12 protein-coding genes and 2 tRNA genes are annotated in these 15,218 nt (G+C 73.7%); 10 read left to right on the forward strand and 4 right to left on the reverse strand.

Features of this window, described 5'->3' with window-relative positions; genetic code table 11:
* Positions 1-229: 229 nt before the first annotated feature.
* On the reverse strand, positions 230-703 hold the full coding sequence (locus HFV08_RS14140) for an SSI family serine proteinase inhibitor (protein WP_168539404.1): 474 nt from the start codon (positions 701-703) through the stop codon (positions 230-232).
* A 500-nt stretch (positions 704-1,203) separates the two neighbouring features.
* Between HFV08_RS14140 and HFV08_RS14145 the strand changes: the two genes are divergently transcribed.
* From HFV08_RS14145 to HFV08_RS31590, 5 genes are all read left to right on the forward strand, one after another.
* Positions 1,204-1,294 (forward strand) — tRNA-Ser (locus tag HFV08_RS14145).
* Between the two features lie 287 nt (positions 1,295-1,581).
* Positions 1,582-1,654 (forward strand) — tRNA-Arg (locus HFV08_RS14150).
* 169 nt (positions 1,655-1,823) lie between these two features.
* The gene (locus HFV08_RS14155) at positions 1,824-2,294 is read left to right on the forward strand and encodes an NUDIX domain-containing protein (RefSeq protein ID WP_168539406.1); all 471 of its coding nucleotides are present in this window, start codon (positions 1,824-1,826) and stop codon (positions 2,292-2,294) included.
* Positions 2,295-2,774: 480 nt separating this feature from the next.
* Positions 2,775-2,957, forward strand: a complete 183-nt coding sequence (locus HFV08_RS14160) for a hypothetical protein (RefSeq protein ID WP_168539408.1) — start codon at positions 2,775-2,777, stop codon at positions 2,955-2,957.
* A 135-nt stretch (positions 2,958-3,092) separates the two neighbouring features.
* Entirely contained in the window at positions 3,093-4,166 is a 1,074-nt protein-coding gene (locus tag HFV08_RS31590) for a class I SAM-dependent methyltransferase (protein ID WP_246341724.1), read from the forward strand.
* A 122-nt stretch (positions 4,167-4,288) separates the two neighbouring features.
* Here HFV08_RS31590 and HFV08_RS14175 read toward each other — a convergent pair whose 3' ends face one another.
* Positions 4,289-4,756 carry a VOC family protein gene (locus tag HFV08_RS14175; protein WP_246341725.1) on the reverse strand — a complete coding sequence of 156 codons (468 nt, stop codon included), beginning with the start codon at positions 4,754-4,756 and terminating at the stop codon, positions 4,289-4,291.
* Between the two features lie 553 nt (positions 4,757-5,309).
* On the opposite strand from HFV08_RS14175, the gene HFV08_RS14180 reads away from it, so the two are divergent.
* The 5 genes from HFV08_RS14180 to HFV08_RS14200 all read left to right on the forward strand — a co-directional run bounded on the left by HFV08_RS14180 (position 5,310) and on the right by HFV08_RS14200 (position 13,005).
* Positions 5,310-6,212 (forward strand): DUF2797 domain-containing protein, encoded by a 903-nt coding sequence (locus HFV08_RS14180; RefSeq protein ID WP_312885604.1) that lies wholly within the window; start codon positions 5,310-5,312, stop codon positions 6,210-6,212.
* 85 nt (positions 6,213-6,297) lie between these two features.
* Positions 6,298-7,041, forward strand: coding sequence for a response regulator transcription factor (locus HFV08_RS14185; RefSeq protein ID WP_040251576.1), 744 nt, complete (start codon positions 6,298-6,300; stop codon positions 7,039-7,041).
* Positions 7,042-7,124: 83 nt separating this feature from the next.
* On the forward strand, positions 7,125-9,110 hold the full coding sequence (locus tag HFV08_RS14190) for a sensor histidine kinase (protein WP_246341754.1): 1,986 nt from the start codon (positions 7,125-7,127) through the stop codon (positions 9,108-9,110).
* Positions 9,111-9,136: 26 nt separating this feature from the next.
* The gene (locus HFV08_RS14195) at positions 9,137-10,678 is read left to right on the forward strand and encodes a bifunctional glycosyltransferase family 2/GtrA family protein (protein ID WP_246341726.1); all 1,542 of its coding nucleotides are present in this window, start codon (positions 9,137-9,139) and stop codon (positions 10,676-10,678) included.
* On the forward strand, positions 10,675-13,005 hold the full coding sequence (locus tag HFV08_RS14200; RefSeq protein ID WP_168539410.1) for an ArnT family glycosyltransferase: 2,331 nt from the start codon (positions 10,675-10,677) through the stop codon (positions 13,003-13,005). The genes HFV08_RS14195 and HFV08_RS14200 overlap by 4 nt, the downstream gene beginning before the upstream one ends.
* Positions 13,006-13,111: 106 nt before the next feature.
* Here the strand turns inward: HFV08_RS14200 and HFV08_RS14205 are convergent, their stop codons facing one another.
* Entirely contained in the window at positions 13,112-13,975 is an 864-nt protein-coding gene (locus HFV08_RS14205) for an endonuclease/exonuclease/phosphatase family protein (protein WP_210430265.1), read from the reverse strand.
* A 314-nt stretch (positions 13,976-14,289) separates the two neighbouring features.
* The gene (locus HFV08_RS14210; RefSeq protein WP_168539412.1) at positions 14,290-15,117 is read right to left on the reverse strand and encodes a YceI family protein; all 828 of its coding nucleotides are present in this window, start codon (positions 15,115-15,117) and stop codon (positions 14,290-14,292) included.
* Positions 15,118-15,218 lie beyond the last annotated feature (101 nt).

Consider the following 15,218-nt stretch of genomic DNA (forward strand, 5'->3'; position numbering starts at 1 on the left):
CGAAGCTTCCTCCCTGTTACCGCACCTTGCCGACCCGCAGAGGCCATCTTGCCCGCAGACCCCTCGCGTGTCACGGGAGGGAGTCTACGGGCATGCGTTGCGCTCGCGACGGGGGTGAGAGGCAGGTCGCATGCAGAAGACTTGCAGAAGGCACGGAGAAGCTGTGACCTCAGGCGGAGCCCCTGTGACGGCGGCACGCCCCCGCGCACCGCCGTCCGGGCCGGCCGGGTCAGCTCCGCCCGATGGCCGGAATCACCGGCACCATCTCGTTCCAGCGGGAGATGGAGCAGCCGTTGCCGCGGTCGTAGGTGACGTCCACCCGCTTGCTGTGCCAGACCCCCTTGATGTGCGCCTTCGCCGGACCGCCGTACTGCATCGTGCACATCGGCGCCTTACCGGCCCGCTGCTGAGCCCTCTCCTTGCGGGTGTCCTCGAAGGGGCTCACCCCGCGCTCCAGCTCCATCGCCGCCAGCTTGTCGCAGGCCCCCTCGGCGTTGGGATGCGTACCGCCGGCCGGATTGCAGTTCAGCGTGTAGTCGCCGTCGAGTCCGCCGTCCGCCCCCGTGACGGTGACGTGCAGGCGGTCCGGGGCGGCGATCAGCCGCGGCAGCGGAAGCAGCGGATCGGCCTGCGCGGTGGCCGCGGGCGCGGCGGCCAGGGCGAGCAGCGAGACGGAGGCGGAGAGGGCGAGACGGCGCAGCATGACGGCTCCACGGGTGCGAGGGACGTACGGGTGCGGGTACGTACCGGTGCGGTACCTACCTGTACGCGGCCTGCCGGACCCCGCGGCGCGGTCACGGGACACCGCCGGGCACGGCACAGGCCGCTCGGGAGGCGCGTCCCACGGGACACCGGAGGCGCACCGCCGCACGCTTCCCTGCCGCGTCTAACGCCCAGGCGCCCCGGACGTTGCGCCCACCCGCCCGCTTTGCCCTGATCGGCGCTTCCGGGTTGCGGGGTGGGGGTGGGTGGGGCAGGGGCTCGGGTACGGGGTGGCGGGCGCGGGGGGCGGGGGAGTCCGGGCAATGGTTGCCGGGGTGGCCGGGCGGCGGTTGCCGGGGTGGCGGTCGCGGTCACGGCGCCGGTCACGGTCGGATAAACGGGAGACCGTGCCCCCGGTGATCCAGTACCGTGGGATGCGATTGGTGGCAGCACCGGGTGCTGTGTCATCATCTGCACGCACCCGCTTCACGCGGGTGTGCTGGAGGCGTCGCCTAGTCCGGTCTATGGCGCCGCACTGCTAATGCGGTTTGGGGCTTAAACCCCATCGAGGGTTCAAATCCCTCCGCCTCCGCAGCAAGATCCGAAGCCCTGGTCGCGTCCGACCGGGGCTTCGATCGTTTCCTGCTGCTGCTTCTCCCGTCTCCTGTCGCTCGCTGCTTCGGGTGCCGCCGCGTGGAGGGGCGCCGGGTGGCCCTCGGCGGGGTGGGGTGAAGAGGGGCTCGGAAGGGCGTTCGCCCAGCTCAGCAGGGGTGCGGGAAACGGATTTCGCCTGACGGCCCAGGTCATGTAATGTTGTTCCCGCAACGCCGACCGGGCCGAAAAGCCCACCGGAAGAGCAAGCGAAGCACAACAGAACAAGCACTCGTAGCTTAACGGATAGAGCATCTGACTACGGATCAGAAGGTTGCAGGTTCGAATCCTGCCGAGTGCACAGTAGGCCAGAGGCCCCGGAGAGATCCGGGGCCTCTGGTGTTTTGTCGGCGCGCTTGTGCGGGACGGTGTCTGCCGCTTGCCACGGCATCTCGCTACGCGGCCTTCGTGGGGATACTCGCCTTCGATATCTACGGGGACACTGCGACACCAGTAGGGGAAGAGCGAACGTGGCCCGAACCGAGTACTACGACGACCCTTCAGCGCCCGAGCCGAACAGCTTGGTGGTCGCGGCGTCCGCTGTGGTCACCGATGGGGAGGGGCGCGTGCTTCTTCAGCGTCGCCGGGACAACGATCTATGGGCGCTGCCTGGCGGCGGTATGGAGATGACCGATTCGCTACCGGGGGCGGCCGTCCGGGAGGTGAAGGAGGAAACCGGGCTGGAGGTGGAGATCACCGGGCTCGTGGGCACGTACACCGATCCTCGCCACGTCATCGCCTACTCGGACGGTGAGGTGCGCCGGCAGTTCAACGTCTGCTTCACCGCCCGGGCTGTCGGTGGCCGACTCGCGATCTCGGACGAGTCCACGGAGCTGCGGTTCGTCCCGCCGGGGGAGATCGACCGGCTGCCGATGCATCACACGCAGCGGCTCCGGATCCGTCATTTTCTGGAGCGTCGTGAGCGGCCGTATCTCGGCTGAGTTCAGGGAGTTGCGGGTTCGCATCCTGCCGAGGGTGCGGAGAGCGAGAGGTCCGGAAAGGTCTGGCGCCCCTTGCGGTCTTCGACGGCGGTCGCGCTCGACCTCTCCTGCCCCAGTCTGTCAAATGTCCTGATTGCGGCATTTCTTGAAGTGTATTTAGCCTGTGTGGAGACCGGGTGGCAGGCCTGGGTTGGGCCGCGGTTCGGGAGGCTCTTTGGCCCGACCCTTCCCTGCTCGCCATTCGGCTTAAGGCGAGGTGCGTGGGTTTGTCGGGAAGGTGTTCTCGGTATCTCATGGGGCCAGTTCACCCGGATGGTCCGGCGGGCTCGCCACGGGTCTCGGCGACCGGAGGACCGTCCGGTGGTGAAGTCCCATTCTGGGAAAGGGGGTTGACCCGTGGCTGACGGCGGGGCGAACGGTGAGGTGAGCGTGTCCGAGGCGGGCTTGGGGCGGCGAACCCGGCGGCTCCGTAGGGCATTTGTGGCCGTCGTCGTGTTCGGCGCCGCGGTGCTCTGCGTGCTGGTGCTCGTTGGCGGGGTGAGCGCGGAGCGGGCCTCGGCGGTTGCGGTGGTCGCCGGGGCCGGGGTGGCCACGGTCAGGGTGACCCTGGCCGGGCAGTACGGGCGGGACGATTCCTCGATGGGTGATTCCCTCGGAGGGTGAGGCGACCCGAGGGCGCATGTTGTGGCGGGTGCCTCAGGAGGAGTCGGGGTACGCCGGGTGGGTGCGGAACGAGGCGGGGTATCGGAGTCGGCGCCGGGGCTTCGGAAGTCGAAGAGAGGCGGGTGCGGCGCGGGCATGGTGGTCGGTTGGGAGTGGGACGAGAGCTTGTTCGCGGGGGCGGCTGCCTACTACCGGCGGGGGCGGTTGCCGTACGCGCCCGGGTGGGTGGAGGTGCTTGCCGAGGAGTTGGGGCTGGACGGGCGTGGGCGGTTGCTCGATGTGGGGTGTGGGCCGGGGACGCTCGCGTTGCCGCTGGCGCACTGGTTCGGGGAGGTCGTCGGGGTGGATCCGGACCGGGGGATGATCGCCGAGGCGGAGCGGGCGGCCGGGGAGTTGGGGGTGGCCTCGCGGGCGCGGTGGGTGAGGGCCCGGGCTGAGGAACTGCCCGCCGGTCTTGGCACGTTCGGTGTCGTGGCCTTCGGGCAGTCCTTCCACTGGGTGGAGCGCGAGCGGGTGGCCGCCACCGTCATGGGGATGCTGCGGCCCGGCGGGACCCTGGTGCACGTCTCCGATCTGAAAGAGAACGAGAACGAGAAGGCCGAGGGGTTGGGGGAGTACGGTGCCGGGACCCCCGCGCACTCGGCGCCGGAGGTGTCAGCCGCCCGGTACCGCGCGGACCCCGTACCGGAGGCGATGTCGACCCGGTGCCGCGCGGATTCCGCGCCCGAGGTGACATCGACCCGGCGCCTCACGCCCCCCGCACCGACGGACTCACCTCCTGACGAACTCCCGTATCTTGCCGACGAGTTGCCGTACCCCGCCGTGCCGTATGAGGCGATCGGCGAAGTGGTCCGGCGGTATCTGGGGCCGGTGCGGAGGGCGGGGCGGGGTGTGTTGCCGCGGGGAACGCCGGGCGGGGAGGCAGAGGTGTTCGCGCGGGCGGGGTTCGCGGGGCCCCGGCGCTGTGTGGTGCCCGGTGGGCAGGTGTTGGTGCGGAGCGTAGACGAGGTGGTGGCGTGGACGTTCTCGATGTCCTTCTCGGCGCCTCATCTGTTCGGCGCGGAACTCCCCGCCTTCGAGGAGGAGTTGCGCCGCCTGCTGTACGAGGCTTCCCCGGTGGGCCGGTTCTCCGCACGGCAGCCGGGGACCGAGGTGTTCCTCTGGCGGAAGGACCGGTCGGCGGTGGATCCGGGCGGGCCGACCGGCTGAGGTGACGTGCCCTTCCCGGCCCCGGGCGACCAGCTTCAGGCGACCCGGCTGACCAACCGCTGCCGACCGGCGGCAGATGCCCTGCCGACCAGCCCCCGCGCCCGCCGTACCTCCTCCCTCCCTCAAGCCACCGGCTCCCCCACCCCCAGCAGATTCCCCTCGCTGTCGCGGAACCAGGCGGCGCGTTCGCCGTGGGAGTGCTTGCTGGGGTAGTTGCCGCGGACCTCGGCGATGCCGTCGACGGTGCGCAGGCCGGGGACGTCGACCTCCTCGAACTCCACGCCGCGGGAGCGGAGTTCGCGTACCAGGGCGTCCAGGTCCGGGACCTCCCAGCCGCACTGGGTGAAGGTGCCGGGGGAGGAGCCGGTGGACTGGAAGAGGGCGAAGTCGCCGCCGGGGGTGCGGTAGAGGAGGCCGCCGGGGCGTTCGTCGACCGGTTCGAGGCCGAGTTTCTCCGAGTAGAAGCGGCGGGCGCGGTCGAGGTCCACGGCGGGCAGGCGGGTCGCCACCCGGCCGCCGGCGAAGGGGCTGCCGGGGCCGGCGGAGTAGGGGCCGGAGGGGTGGGGGTCCGAGGGGCGCGGCTGGATCATGGGGGCTCCCTGGTGAAGGTTCACGGGTGACAGGTGGTGACTCCCCTTGTTACCGCCACCCGGCGCCCGTCCGCCGCTCCCGCCGCTCCCGCCGAGCCGTGTCGCCCGGCGGCGAGCCTCTGCTGCCTGCCGTTGCCGCCACTGCCGCTTGCGTTCGCTGCCGCCCCCACCCCCGCCGCCGTTGCCGCCGCCCCGCTGCCGCTGTTGCTTGCCGGTGCCGGTGCCGGTGCCGGTGCCGGTGCCGGTGCCGGTGCCGCCACTGCCGCTACCGCCCCCGGTCCCGCCTCCGCTGCGGCTTTCGCTTGCCGCCGCCGTCCCCGCCCGCCCGGCCATTGTCAGACCCTCCGGCTAGCGTCGGGTCATGGCGTGGTGGTGCACGGGGATGCGGTGGCGCGAGGAAGGCGGGGGCCGGGAAGGGGAGGACGGGGAGAACCGGAGACGGCTGGGGGAGGGCGAGGACGGCCGTAGAGAGCGGGACGGGGGAGGACGAGGACAGGAGCAGGGCGAAGAAGAGCGGGGACAAGGGGCCGCGTCCGGCCCGGCTGCCCGGCCCGTGCTCCGCTGGTACGGGCAGGAGCGCGGGGAGCGCGGGAGCGTGCTCACGCTCGGGGACCGGCTGGCCTTCCGGGCGGTCGGGGAGCGCCGGTGCACCGGGGTGTGGCGCGGCGGCCGGGTCACGCCCTGCCCCGGGGCGCGGGAGGTGCCGGGTACGGCCACCCGGGCGCAGTGCCCCGAGTGCGCGGCCCTTGACCGGGCGCACTCGGTGGCCGCCGACACCTTCGCCGAGGATCCGCGGCCGTACCGGGTCTATCTGGCCTGGTTCGGCCCCGGGATGCTGAAGACCGGGATCACCGGGGCGGCCCGGGGCGCGGCGCGGCTGCTCGAACAGGGCGCCGTCGCCTTCAGCTGGCTCGGCACCGGCCCGCTGATGGCGGCCCGCAGGACCGAGGAGCTGCTGCGCACCGCCCTCGGCGTACCCGACCGCATCCCGTACGCCGCCAAGCGCACCGTACGTACCGCGCTGCCGCCGCCCGCGGACCGCGCCGCCGGGATCGCCGCTCTGCACGCCCGGGCCCGCGCCCTGCCCGGCTGGCCGGAGTCCCTGGCGCCGCTGCCCTGCGAAGTGGTGGACCACGGCGGGGTGTTCGGGCTGGACGGACCCGGGCCGCCCGGCCGGGTGACCGGACCGTCCCGCGCGGCCACCGGACCCTCCTGGGTGGTGACCTCGCTCGCGCCGGAGGCCACCGTGGCCGGGCGGCTGCTCGCCGCCGCCGGTCCCGATCTGCACCTCGCCGAACCCGGCACGGCGGCGGGCGGCGGCGGGCGGCTCCTCGTGGTGGACGGCAGGCTGCTCGCGGGCTGGCGGCTGCTCGCGGCCGAGGGGGCGGAGCGGGCGACGGCGCCGGTACGGCCGCTGCCCGGTTCCCCGGCGGCGGTGCAGGGCGGGCTGTTCTGAGCGGGGGCCGGCCGCCGCGGCTTTCTCAGGCAATTCACAGAATTCCCTGAGAGGCCTCTCACCGCGGCGGCAGAGGGTATGCGGTATGACCGTGACCTCGCCCCAGGGGCGTACCGAACTGCTGAGGCCGGACGGGAGTCCGGTACGGGTGCTCGTGGTCGACGACGAGCAGTCGATCACCGAGCTGCTCTCGATGGCGCTGCGCTACGAGGGCTGGAAGATCCGCCACGCCGCCGACGGGGCCGAGGCGGTGCGCACCGCCCGCGCCTTCCGCCCCGACGCGGTGGTGCTCGACATGATGCTGCCCGACATGGACGGGCTGTCCATCCTCGGCCGCCTGCGCCGCGAACTGCCGGACATCCCGGTGCTGTTCCTCACGGCCAAGGACGCCGTGGAGGACCGTATCGCGGGGCTGACCGCGGGCGGCGACGACTATGTCACCAAGCCCTTCAGCCTGGAGGAGGTGGTGGCCCGGCTGCGCGGACTGATCCGCCGCTCGGGCGCCGCCGACACCCGCAACGACTCGGTACTCGTCGTCGGCGACCTCAGCCTCGACGAGGACAGCCACGAGGTGACCCGGGCGGGCACGTCCATCCATCTGACGGCCACCGAATTCGAGCTGCTCCGCTTCCTGATGCGCAATCCGCGCCGGGTGCTGAGCAAGCCGCAGATCCTCGACCGCGTCTGGTCGTACGACTTCGGCGGCCAGGCCAACGTCGTGGAGCTGTACATCTCCTACCTTCGGCGGAAGATCGACGCGGGCCGCGAGCCGATGATCCACACCCGGCGCGGCGCCGGTTACCTGATCAAGGCGGCCACCGGGCAGTGAGCGCCACCCGGCTCCGCGCCCCGCGCACCAGGACCCGCGCCCCGCGCACCTGGTTCCGCGCCCCGCGCACCGGGCCGCGTTCGCTGCGCACCCGGCTCGTCGTCTCGGCCGTGGTGCTCATCGCGGTGGTGTGCACGGTGATCGGTTCGGTCACCGCGATAGCGCTGCGTTCGCACCTCTACGAGCAGTTGGACGGCTCGCTCGGCGAGGTCGCGATGCGCGCGGCCGGACCGCCGAAGGAACTCCCGGACCGCCACCGCCCCGACGACCGGCTTGCCTTCGTCACCCTCGGCCCCCAGGAACTCGGCACCATAGGCGCCCAGTTGGACGGCAACGGCACCATCCAGCGCGCCCTGGTCAGCACGGAGACCGACTCCGGAACCGACTCCGGAACCGACTCCGGAACCGACTCCGGAACCGACTCCGGAACCGGGGCCGGAACCGACTCCGGGACCGGCAGCCCGGCGGACCAGGAACAGTCTCGGGACCAGAACCAGGACCGCTGGCGCGGCCCCCGGTCCGAGGCCGCCGTGCTCACCGCCGCGCAGCGGTCCGCGCTCGGCTCGGTGGCCAGGGACGGCCGGCCGCACAGCGTGGAGCTGCCGGGCCTCGGCGGCTACCGGGTGGAGTTCCGCAGCGGCGCCAACGGCTCCTTCCTGGTCGGGGTGCCGACCGAGAAGGTCAGCAACACACTGCGCACCCTGCTCGTGGTCGAGGTGAGCGTCACCGCCGCCGGTCTGGTCGCGGCCACCCTCGCCGGGACCGCCCTCGCCTCGGTGGCGCTGCGCCCGCTGCGCCGGGTGGCCGCCACCGCGACCCGGGTCTCCGAACTCCCCCTGCACCGCGGCGAGGTGAGGCTGTACGAGCGGGTGCCGGACGCCGACGACCGGACCGAGGTGGGCCAGGTCGGCGCCGCCCTCAACCGGATGCTGGACCATGTGCACGAGGCGCTCGACGCCCGCCAGCGCAGCGAGACCCGGGTACGCCAGTTCGTCGCGGACGCCGGGCACGAGCTGCGCACCCCGCTCGCCTCCATCCTCGGCTACGCCGAACTCACCCGCCGCAGCGGCGAGTCGACCGGACCGGACACCCGGCACGCCCTGCACCGCATCGAGTCCGAGGCCGAGCGGATGACCGGACTGGTGGCGGATCTGCTGCTGCTCGCCCGCCTCGACTCCGGCCGCCCGCTGCTCCACGAGCCCGTCGACCTCGCCCCGTTGGCGGTGGACGCGCTCAGCGACGCCCGGGCGGCGGGCCAGGAGCACCACTGGCGGCTGGAGTTGACCGAGCGGCGCGGCCAAGTCCGGGGCGACGCGGGCAGGTTGCAGCAGGTCCTGGTCAACCTCCTCGCCAACGCCCGCACCCACACCCCACCGGGCACCACGGTCACCCTGCGGCTCCGGCGCGAGGATCCCGTACCCGTCCCGCGTCTCGTACCCGGCGAGAAGGCGGCCCGCCACGGGGCACGCCACCAGGACCGCGGACCCGTGGCGGCCCCCGCGGACGCCGAGGTCGAACCCGGGGTGCCGGACAACTCCACTGACCCAGCCGCCAGTTCGGGCACCGACCCCGCGGCCGGTCCGGTCGGCCCTCCGGTCGGCGGCCCCCACCTCCTCCTGGACGTCGAGGACAACGGCCCCGGCATCCCCGCCCCGCTGCTCGGCCAGGTCTTCGAGCGCTTCGTGCGCGGGGACACCTCCCGCTCCCGGGCCGCCGGTTCCACCGGCCTCGGTCTCGCCCTCGTCCGCGCGGTGGCCCGCGCCCACGGCGGCGAGGTCACGGTGACCTCCCGACCGGGCCGCACCGTCTTCACCCTGCGCCTCCCGGCGACGGCGTACGAGGATCCGGCGGCGTACGGGGAGACGGACACGTACGAGGCGTACGGGGACATGGACGCGTACGGAGCGTACGGAGACACGGACGCGTACGCGGACGACGAAGACGCCCCCGCACCCCCGGCTGACGAAGACGCACCCCCGGACGCGCCCCCGGCCGAAGAAGACACGCCCCCGAAGTCACCCCCGCCCCCCACCTCACAGCCCGGCCACAGGCTCAGCACACAGCCGTGACAGCGGCCCCGGCGAGTGTCGGGGTCATGCGCACAGACATCCCGCCGGGCCCGCCCCGGCACTCGGCCCGGCCGGGCGCCCTGCCCGCCCGGCAGCACCTACCGGCCGTCCCCGCGGCGCCCGCGACCAGCCGGAAAGCCGACCCGATGGCGGCTCCCGGCAGCGCCCCGGGCACCGACCCGGAGACCGCCCCGGTGCTCGACGTGACGATCCCCGTCCACAACGAGGAGCGCGACCTCGAACCCTGTGTCCGGCGCCTCCACGCCCATCTGCTGCGGACCTTCCCGTACCCCTTCCGGATCACCGTCGCGGACAACGCCTCCACCGACGCCACCCCGGAGATCGCCGAGCGGCTCGCGCTGAGCCTGCCGCAGGTGGCGGCGGTCCGGCTGGACGAGAAGGGCCGGGGGCGGGCGCTGCGCACCGTCTGGTCGGCCTCGACGGCGCCGGTGCTCGCGTACATGGACGTCGATCTGTCCACCGACCTCAACGCCCTGCTGCCGCTGGTCGCCCCGCTGATCTCCGGCCACTCCGACCTGGCGATCGGAACCCGGCTCTCCCGCGGCTCCCGGGTGGTGCGCGGCCCCCGCCGCGAACTGATCAGCCGCGCCTACAACCTGGTGCTCCGCGGCTCGCTCGCCGCCCGCTTCTCCGACGCCCAGTGCGGATTCAAGGCGATCCGCTACGAGGTGGCGCAGGCGCTGCTGCCGCTGGTCGAGGACACCAACTGGTTCTTCGACACCGAGCTGCTGATCCTCGCCGAGCGCGCCGGGCTGCGGATCCACGAGGTGCCGGTGGACTGGGTCGACGACCCGGACTCGACCGTGCACCTGGTGCGTACCGCGGTCGAGGACCTGCGCGGCGTCTGGCGGGTGGGGCGCGCGCTCGCCGCCGGTTCGCTGCCGCTGGACCGGCTGGCCCGCCCCTTCGGCGACGATCCGCGCGACCGCGCGCTGCCCGGGGTGCCGCGCGGGCTCGCCCGCCAGCTCCTCGGCTTCTGCACGGTCGGCGTCCTGTCGACGCTGCTCTATCTGCTCCTGTACTCCGGTTTCCGTACGGTGTGCGGACCCCAGGCCGCCAACGCGCTCGCCCTGCTGCTCTCCGCCCTCGCCAACACGGCGGCCAACCGGCGGCTGACCTTCGGGGTGCGCGGCCGGCCCGGCGCCGTACGGCACCAGGCGCAGGGGCTCGTCGTCTTCGGCATCGGGCTCGCGCTCACCAGCGGCTCGCTCGCCGCCCTCGACGCGGCGGGCAGCCACGCCTCGCACTCCGCCGAACTCGCGGTCCTCATCGCGGCGAACCTGGCCGCCACCGTGCTGCGCTTCCTGCTGCTGCGCGCCTGGGTGTTCACCGAGGCCCGCACCCCACCGCCCGCCGGCGGCCAGGTCCCCGGCCGCGACCCGGACGAGACCCTCGTCCGCGACGATCTCCGCACCCCGGTCCGCGACGACCTGCGCACCCCCGTCCGCGACGGCGTCCTCGCCTCCCGGCACGACACCGTCCCCGCCCCGCCGCGCGACAGCGCCCCCGCCACCACCCCCGACCACGACCCGGAGAGCTCCCGATGAGCAGCCATACCGAGACCCTTCGCCCCGCCGCCGGGCCCCCGGACCGGCTGTCCGCCGTCTCGGCCCGCGCCACCGAGGGCGCCGCGCGGCTGTGGCGCGGCCGCCCGGAGGACGCCCGCTGGGTGCGGCCCGCCTTCCTCGGGCTGCTGCTCCTGGTCGCGGTCGGCTACCTCTGGGACCTCAGCGCCTCCGGCTGGTCCAACTCCTTCTACTCGGCGGCGGTCCAGGCGGGCAGCGCGGACTGGAAGGCCTTCTTCTTCGGCTCGCTGGACGCGGGCAACGCGATCACCGTGGACAAGCCCCCGGCCGCGCTCTGGCCGATGGCGCTCTCGGTCCGCCTCTTCGGCCTCAACTCCTGGGCGATCCTGGTGCCCGAGGCGCTGATGGGCGTGGGCACCGCGGCCGTGCTGTACGCGGCGGTGCGGCGCCGGTTCAGCGCCGCGGCCGGACTCCTCGCGGTCGCCGTCTTCGCCACCACCCCGGTCGCGGCGCTGATGTTCCGCTTCAACAACCCGGACGCGCTGCTCACCCTCCTGATGACGGTGACGGTGTACGCGGTGCTGCGCGCCCTGGAGGCCGGACGCACCGCCTGGCTGCTCCTCGCGGGCGCCGCCGTCGGCCTCGCCTTCCTCACCAAGACCCTCCAGGCCTTCCTGATCCTGCCGCCGCTCGCCCTGGTGTACGCGGTCTGCGCACCGGTGCCGCTGCGCCGCAGGCTGGGTCAACTCCTGCTCTCCGGGGTCGTGTTGGTGCTCGCGGGCGGCTGGTGGGTGGCGCTCGTCGAGCTGTGGCCGGCCGGTTCACGGCCCTATATCGGCGGCTCCCAGCACAACTCCTTCCTGGAGCTGACCTTCGGCTACAACGGCCTCGGCCGCATCAACGGCGACGAGACCGGCAGCGTCGGCGGCGGAGGCGGCCCCGGCGGAGGCGGCGGCCGCTGGGGCGACACCGGGCTGCTGCGCATGTTCGACGAGTCCACCGGCGCCCAGGTGGCCTGGCTGCTGCCCGCCGCGCTGCTCCTGCTGATCGCCGGACTCGTCCTCACCCGCCGGGCGCCGCGCACCGACACGGCGCGCGCGGCGCATCTCGCCTGGGGCGGCTCCCTGCTCGCCACCGGCCTGGTCTTCAGCCTCATGGCGGGGATCTTCCACCAGTACTACACGGTGGCCCTCGCCCCGTACCTCGCCGCCGTCGTGGCGATGGGCGCGACCGGCCTCTGGGAGCGCCGCGCCGAGGCCTGGCCCGCGCTGCTGCTCGGCGCCGCCGTCGCGGGCACCGCCGTCTGGGCTCATGTCCTGCTGAACCGCACCCCCGACTACCTGCCCTGGCTGCGCTGGGCCGTCCTCCTCGGCGGCCTCGCGGCGGCGGTCCTGCTGGCCCTCGCGCCGCGGCTGCACCGCGCGCCGGTCCGCGGCGCCCTCGCGCTGGCCCTCGCGGCCTGCCTGGCGGGCCCGGTCGCGTACACCCTGTCGACCCTCAACTCCCCGCACACCGGCTCGATTCCGACGGCCGGACCGGCGGGCGCGGGCATGCCCGGCTTCGGCGGCGGCCGCGGCCCCGGGGGAGGGGCCGGGGGTCCGGGCGGCCCCGGCGGCAACTTCCCCGGCGGCGGCCAGGGCGGCAACGGCCAAGGCGGCAACGCTCCCGGCGGCAACGGCCAGACCGGCAACGGCCCTGGCGGCGGCGCCGGGCAGGGCCCCGGTGGCGCCTTCCCCGGCGGCGGACAAGGCCCCGGCGGTCAGGCACCCGGCGGCCAGGGCAACGGCCGAGGCGGCTTCCCCGGTGGCTTCCCCGGCGGAGGTACGGGCGGCGGCGCCGAACGCCCCGGCGGACGTGGCGGCGGTGGCGGAATGGGCGGCCTGCTCGGCGGTCAGCAGGTGAGCGCGAAGGCCTCCGCACTGCTGAAGAAGGACGCCGACCGGTACACCTGGGCAGCGGCGGCGATCGGCTCCCAGAACGCGGCGAGCTACCAACTCTCCACCGGCAGGCCCGTGATGGCGATCGGCGGCTTCAACGGCACCGACCCCTCCCCGACCCTCGCCCAGTTCCAGCAGTACGTGGCGGACGGCCGTATCCACTACTTCCTCGCCGGAGGCGGCATGGGCGGCGGCGCGGAGATGCCCGGCGGCCGGATGGGCGGCGGCGAACGCGGCACCTCCTCGGCCATCTCCACCTGGGTCGAGTCCCACTTCACCAAGGTGACGGTCGGCGAATCCACCTTCTACGACCTGACGAAGGAGAAGTCCACGACGAAGGAGAAGTCGACGGCGAAGGGTCAGCAGGGGACGGCCAAGGAGACGAACTCCCGCACGAAGGCGGGCAGTTAGCCGCTACGAGGCGGAACCGGAGGAAGAGGAAGGGGAGGGGTGGGACCAAGGCCGCGAGCGATCCTGGTCCCACCCCTCTCGCCGCATCCCCTGTCCCTCCCCGGCCTCAACGCCCCCTGCGCAGCCGGAGATCGGCGACGACCGGCAGGTGGTCCGAGGCGAGGCCCGCGACCACCCGGGCATCCCGGACGCGCACCCCCTCGCCGACCGCCACATAGTCGATCCGCTTGACCGGGTCCTGGGCCGGATAGCTCGGCGCAGCGGGGTCGGCGTCCGTCAACTCGCGCCACAGCGGCGCGAGTTCGGGTGCGGTCGGTTCGGCGTTGAAGTCGCCGAGGAGGATCTGGCGGGGGCAGCGGCCGTGCCGGTCGCAGTCCTCGGCCATGAGGCGGCGGGTGTCGGCGACCTGGGCGGTACGCACCGCGGGGTCGCCCCGGTAGTCCAGGTGCGTGGCGTAGACGTGCACCGGTACCCCGTGGACCCGTACGACGACCTCGGGGAAGCCGGGGGCCGGGGCGGGCACCGGGTCCGGGTCCTGGGTGGAGAGCCGGGTGATCGCGTGGTTGTGCGCCTCGGTGATCGGGTACCGGGAGAGCACCGCGAGCCCGAACTCGCGCCGGGGATCGCCCTCGGCGGCCGGGTCGAGGCTGTATATCGGCGCGAAGTAGACGTGCATCCCCAGGCGCCGGGCGAGTTCGCCGGCCAGATCGCGCCACTGGCTGCGCGCGTCCCAGTGGACGTCGACCTCCTCCAGGCCGATCACCTCGGCCCCGAGCGCGCGCAGCGCCGCCTCCTGCCGGTCGAGGTCGAAGACGTTGTCCATGCCCGCCCCGGCGTGGATGTTGTACGTGGCCACCCGCAGCGGCACCGTGCCGTGCCCCCGCCCGGCCGGGGACGAGGCCGCCGCGGGCGGGGCGGCGAGCGCGGCGAGCAGCCCGGCACCGAGCAGCGCGGCCACCGGGGCGCGCAACCGCCGTGCACCCGGCCCCCGCCGGTCAGCTGACCCGGACCGCAAGGACGACCCGGACCGGATGGATGACCCGGACCGGACAGGTAATCCGGAACCTACAGGTGGCCCGGACCGGACAGGCGACCCCGACCGGACAGGCAATCCGAAACCGACAGGTGAGCCGCGACGGGTACGGAACGCGCGGCGGGTGCGGAAAAGGAGGGACAAGGGCAAGGGCACCGGCATCCGACACTCCCCTTTTTTCAGTTCTCCGCCCCATACCGTACCGCCGGGCAGGGCGCTTGGCCCGGCCCCGGACACGGCGGATTCCCGCGCTACACCTCGGGCAGCGACTCCCCCTGGACCGCCTGGATGTCCAGCTCCACGCGGAGGGTGGTGCCGATCGCGGCCATGCCGGTCTGGAGCACCTGGTTGTAGTTCATCGCGAAGTCCTCGCGGCGCAGTTCGGCGGTGGCGCGGAAGGCGGCCCGCAGTCCGCCCCAGGGGTCGGGCCCGGTGCCGAGGTAGCTCAGGTCGAGCTCCACCGACCGCTGGACGCCGTGCAGGCCGAGTTCGCCGTGCACGGTCCAGCGGTCGGTGCCCGCCGGGGTGAGGCCGTGGGAGCGGTAGGTGATCTCCGGGTAGCGCTCGACGTCCAGGAAGTCGGGGGACTTCAGGTGCCCGTCCCGCGTCGCGTTGCCGGTGTCGATGGAGGCCGAGCGGATCACGGCCTCCACCCGGGACTTGGCGATGTCCGCCTGGTCGGCCGCGATCTCGATCCGCGCCCCGAAGTCCAGGAACCGCCCCCGCACACTGGAGATCCCCAGGTGCTGGGCGATCGCGGCCACCGAGGAGTGCACCGGGTCGACGGTCCAGGGCCCGGGCGGCGGGAGCTCGTCGCCGCCCTGCCGGGCGAGCGCGATCCGGCCGAGGTCGACCCGGCCGGAGGCGGTCACCAGGGCGCTCTGCGCCAGCGGCTGGTAGCCGACCGCGGTCACGATCACCGTGTAGGCGCCGGGGGCGAGTTCGGTGGGCTCCTGGACGGCGCCGTCCTCGTCGACCTCGGCACGCAGCACCTGCGTACCCGTCATATCGGTCAGCGTGACGACCGCGTGCGGCACCGCCCAGCCGTCCCGCGTACCGATGCGTGCGCTCAGTGCCATCGCGTTCTCTCCTTGCGTGCCGGGCGCGCTGCGGGCGTGCCCGGGGTGGTCTCGCTGTGGGTCCGGTCCGCCCGGGGAAGGGCAGGGTGGCCCCCGGCGGC

The organism is Streptomyces physcomitrii (assembly GCF_012273655.1).
GTDB classification, from domain to species: Bacteria; Actinomycetota; Actinomycetes; order Streptomycetales; family Streptomycetaceae; genus Streptomyces; species Streptomyces physcomitrii.

Bases quoted from the DNA above. Each gene is read 5' to 3' on its own strand.
- HFV08_RS14140 (WP_168539404.1), bottom strand. From the start codon at position 703: ATGCTGCGCCGTCTCGCCCTCTCCGCCTCCGTCTCGCTGCTCGCCCTG.
- HFV08_RS31590 (WP_246341724.1), top strand. From the start codon at position 3,093: ATGGTGGTCGGTTGGGAGTGGGACGAGAGCTTGTTCGCGGGGGCGGCT.
- HFV08_RS14175 (WP_246341725.1), bottom strand. From the start codon at position 4,756: ATGATCCAGCCGCGCCCCTCGGACCCCCACCCCTCCGGCCCCTACTCC.
- HFV08_RS14185 (WP_040251576.1), top strand. From the start codon at position 6,298: ATGACCGTGACCTCGCCCCAGGGGCGTACCGAACTGCTGAGGCCGGAC.
- HFV08_RS14195 (WP_246341726.1), top strand. From the start codon at position 9,137: ATGCGCACAGACATCCCGCCGGGCCCGCCCCGGCACTCGGCCCGGCCG.
- HFV08_RS14200 (WP_168539410.1), top strand. From the start codon at position 10,675: ATGAGCAGCCATACCGAGACCCTTCGCCCCGCCGCCGGGCCCCCGGAC.
- HFV08_RS14210 (WP_168539412.1), bottom strand. From the start codon at position 15,117: ATGGCACTGAGCGCACGCATCGGTACGCGGGACGGCTGGGCGGTGCCG.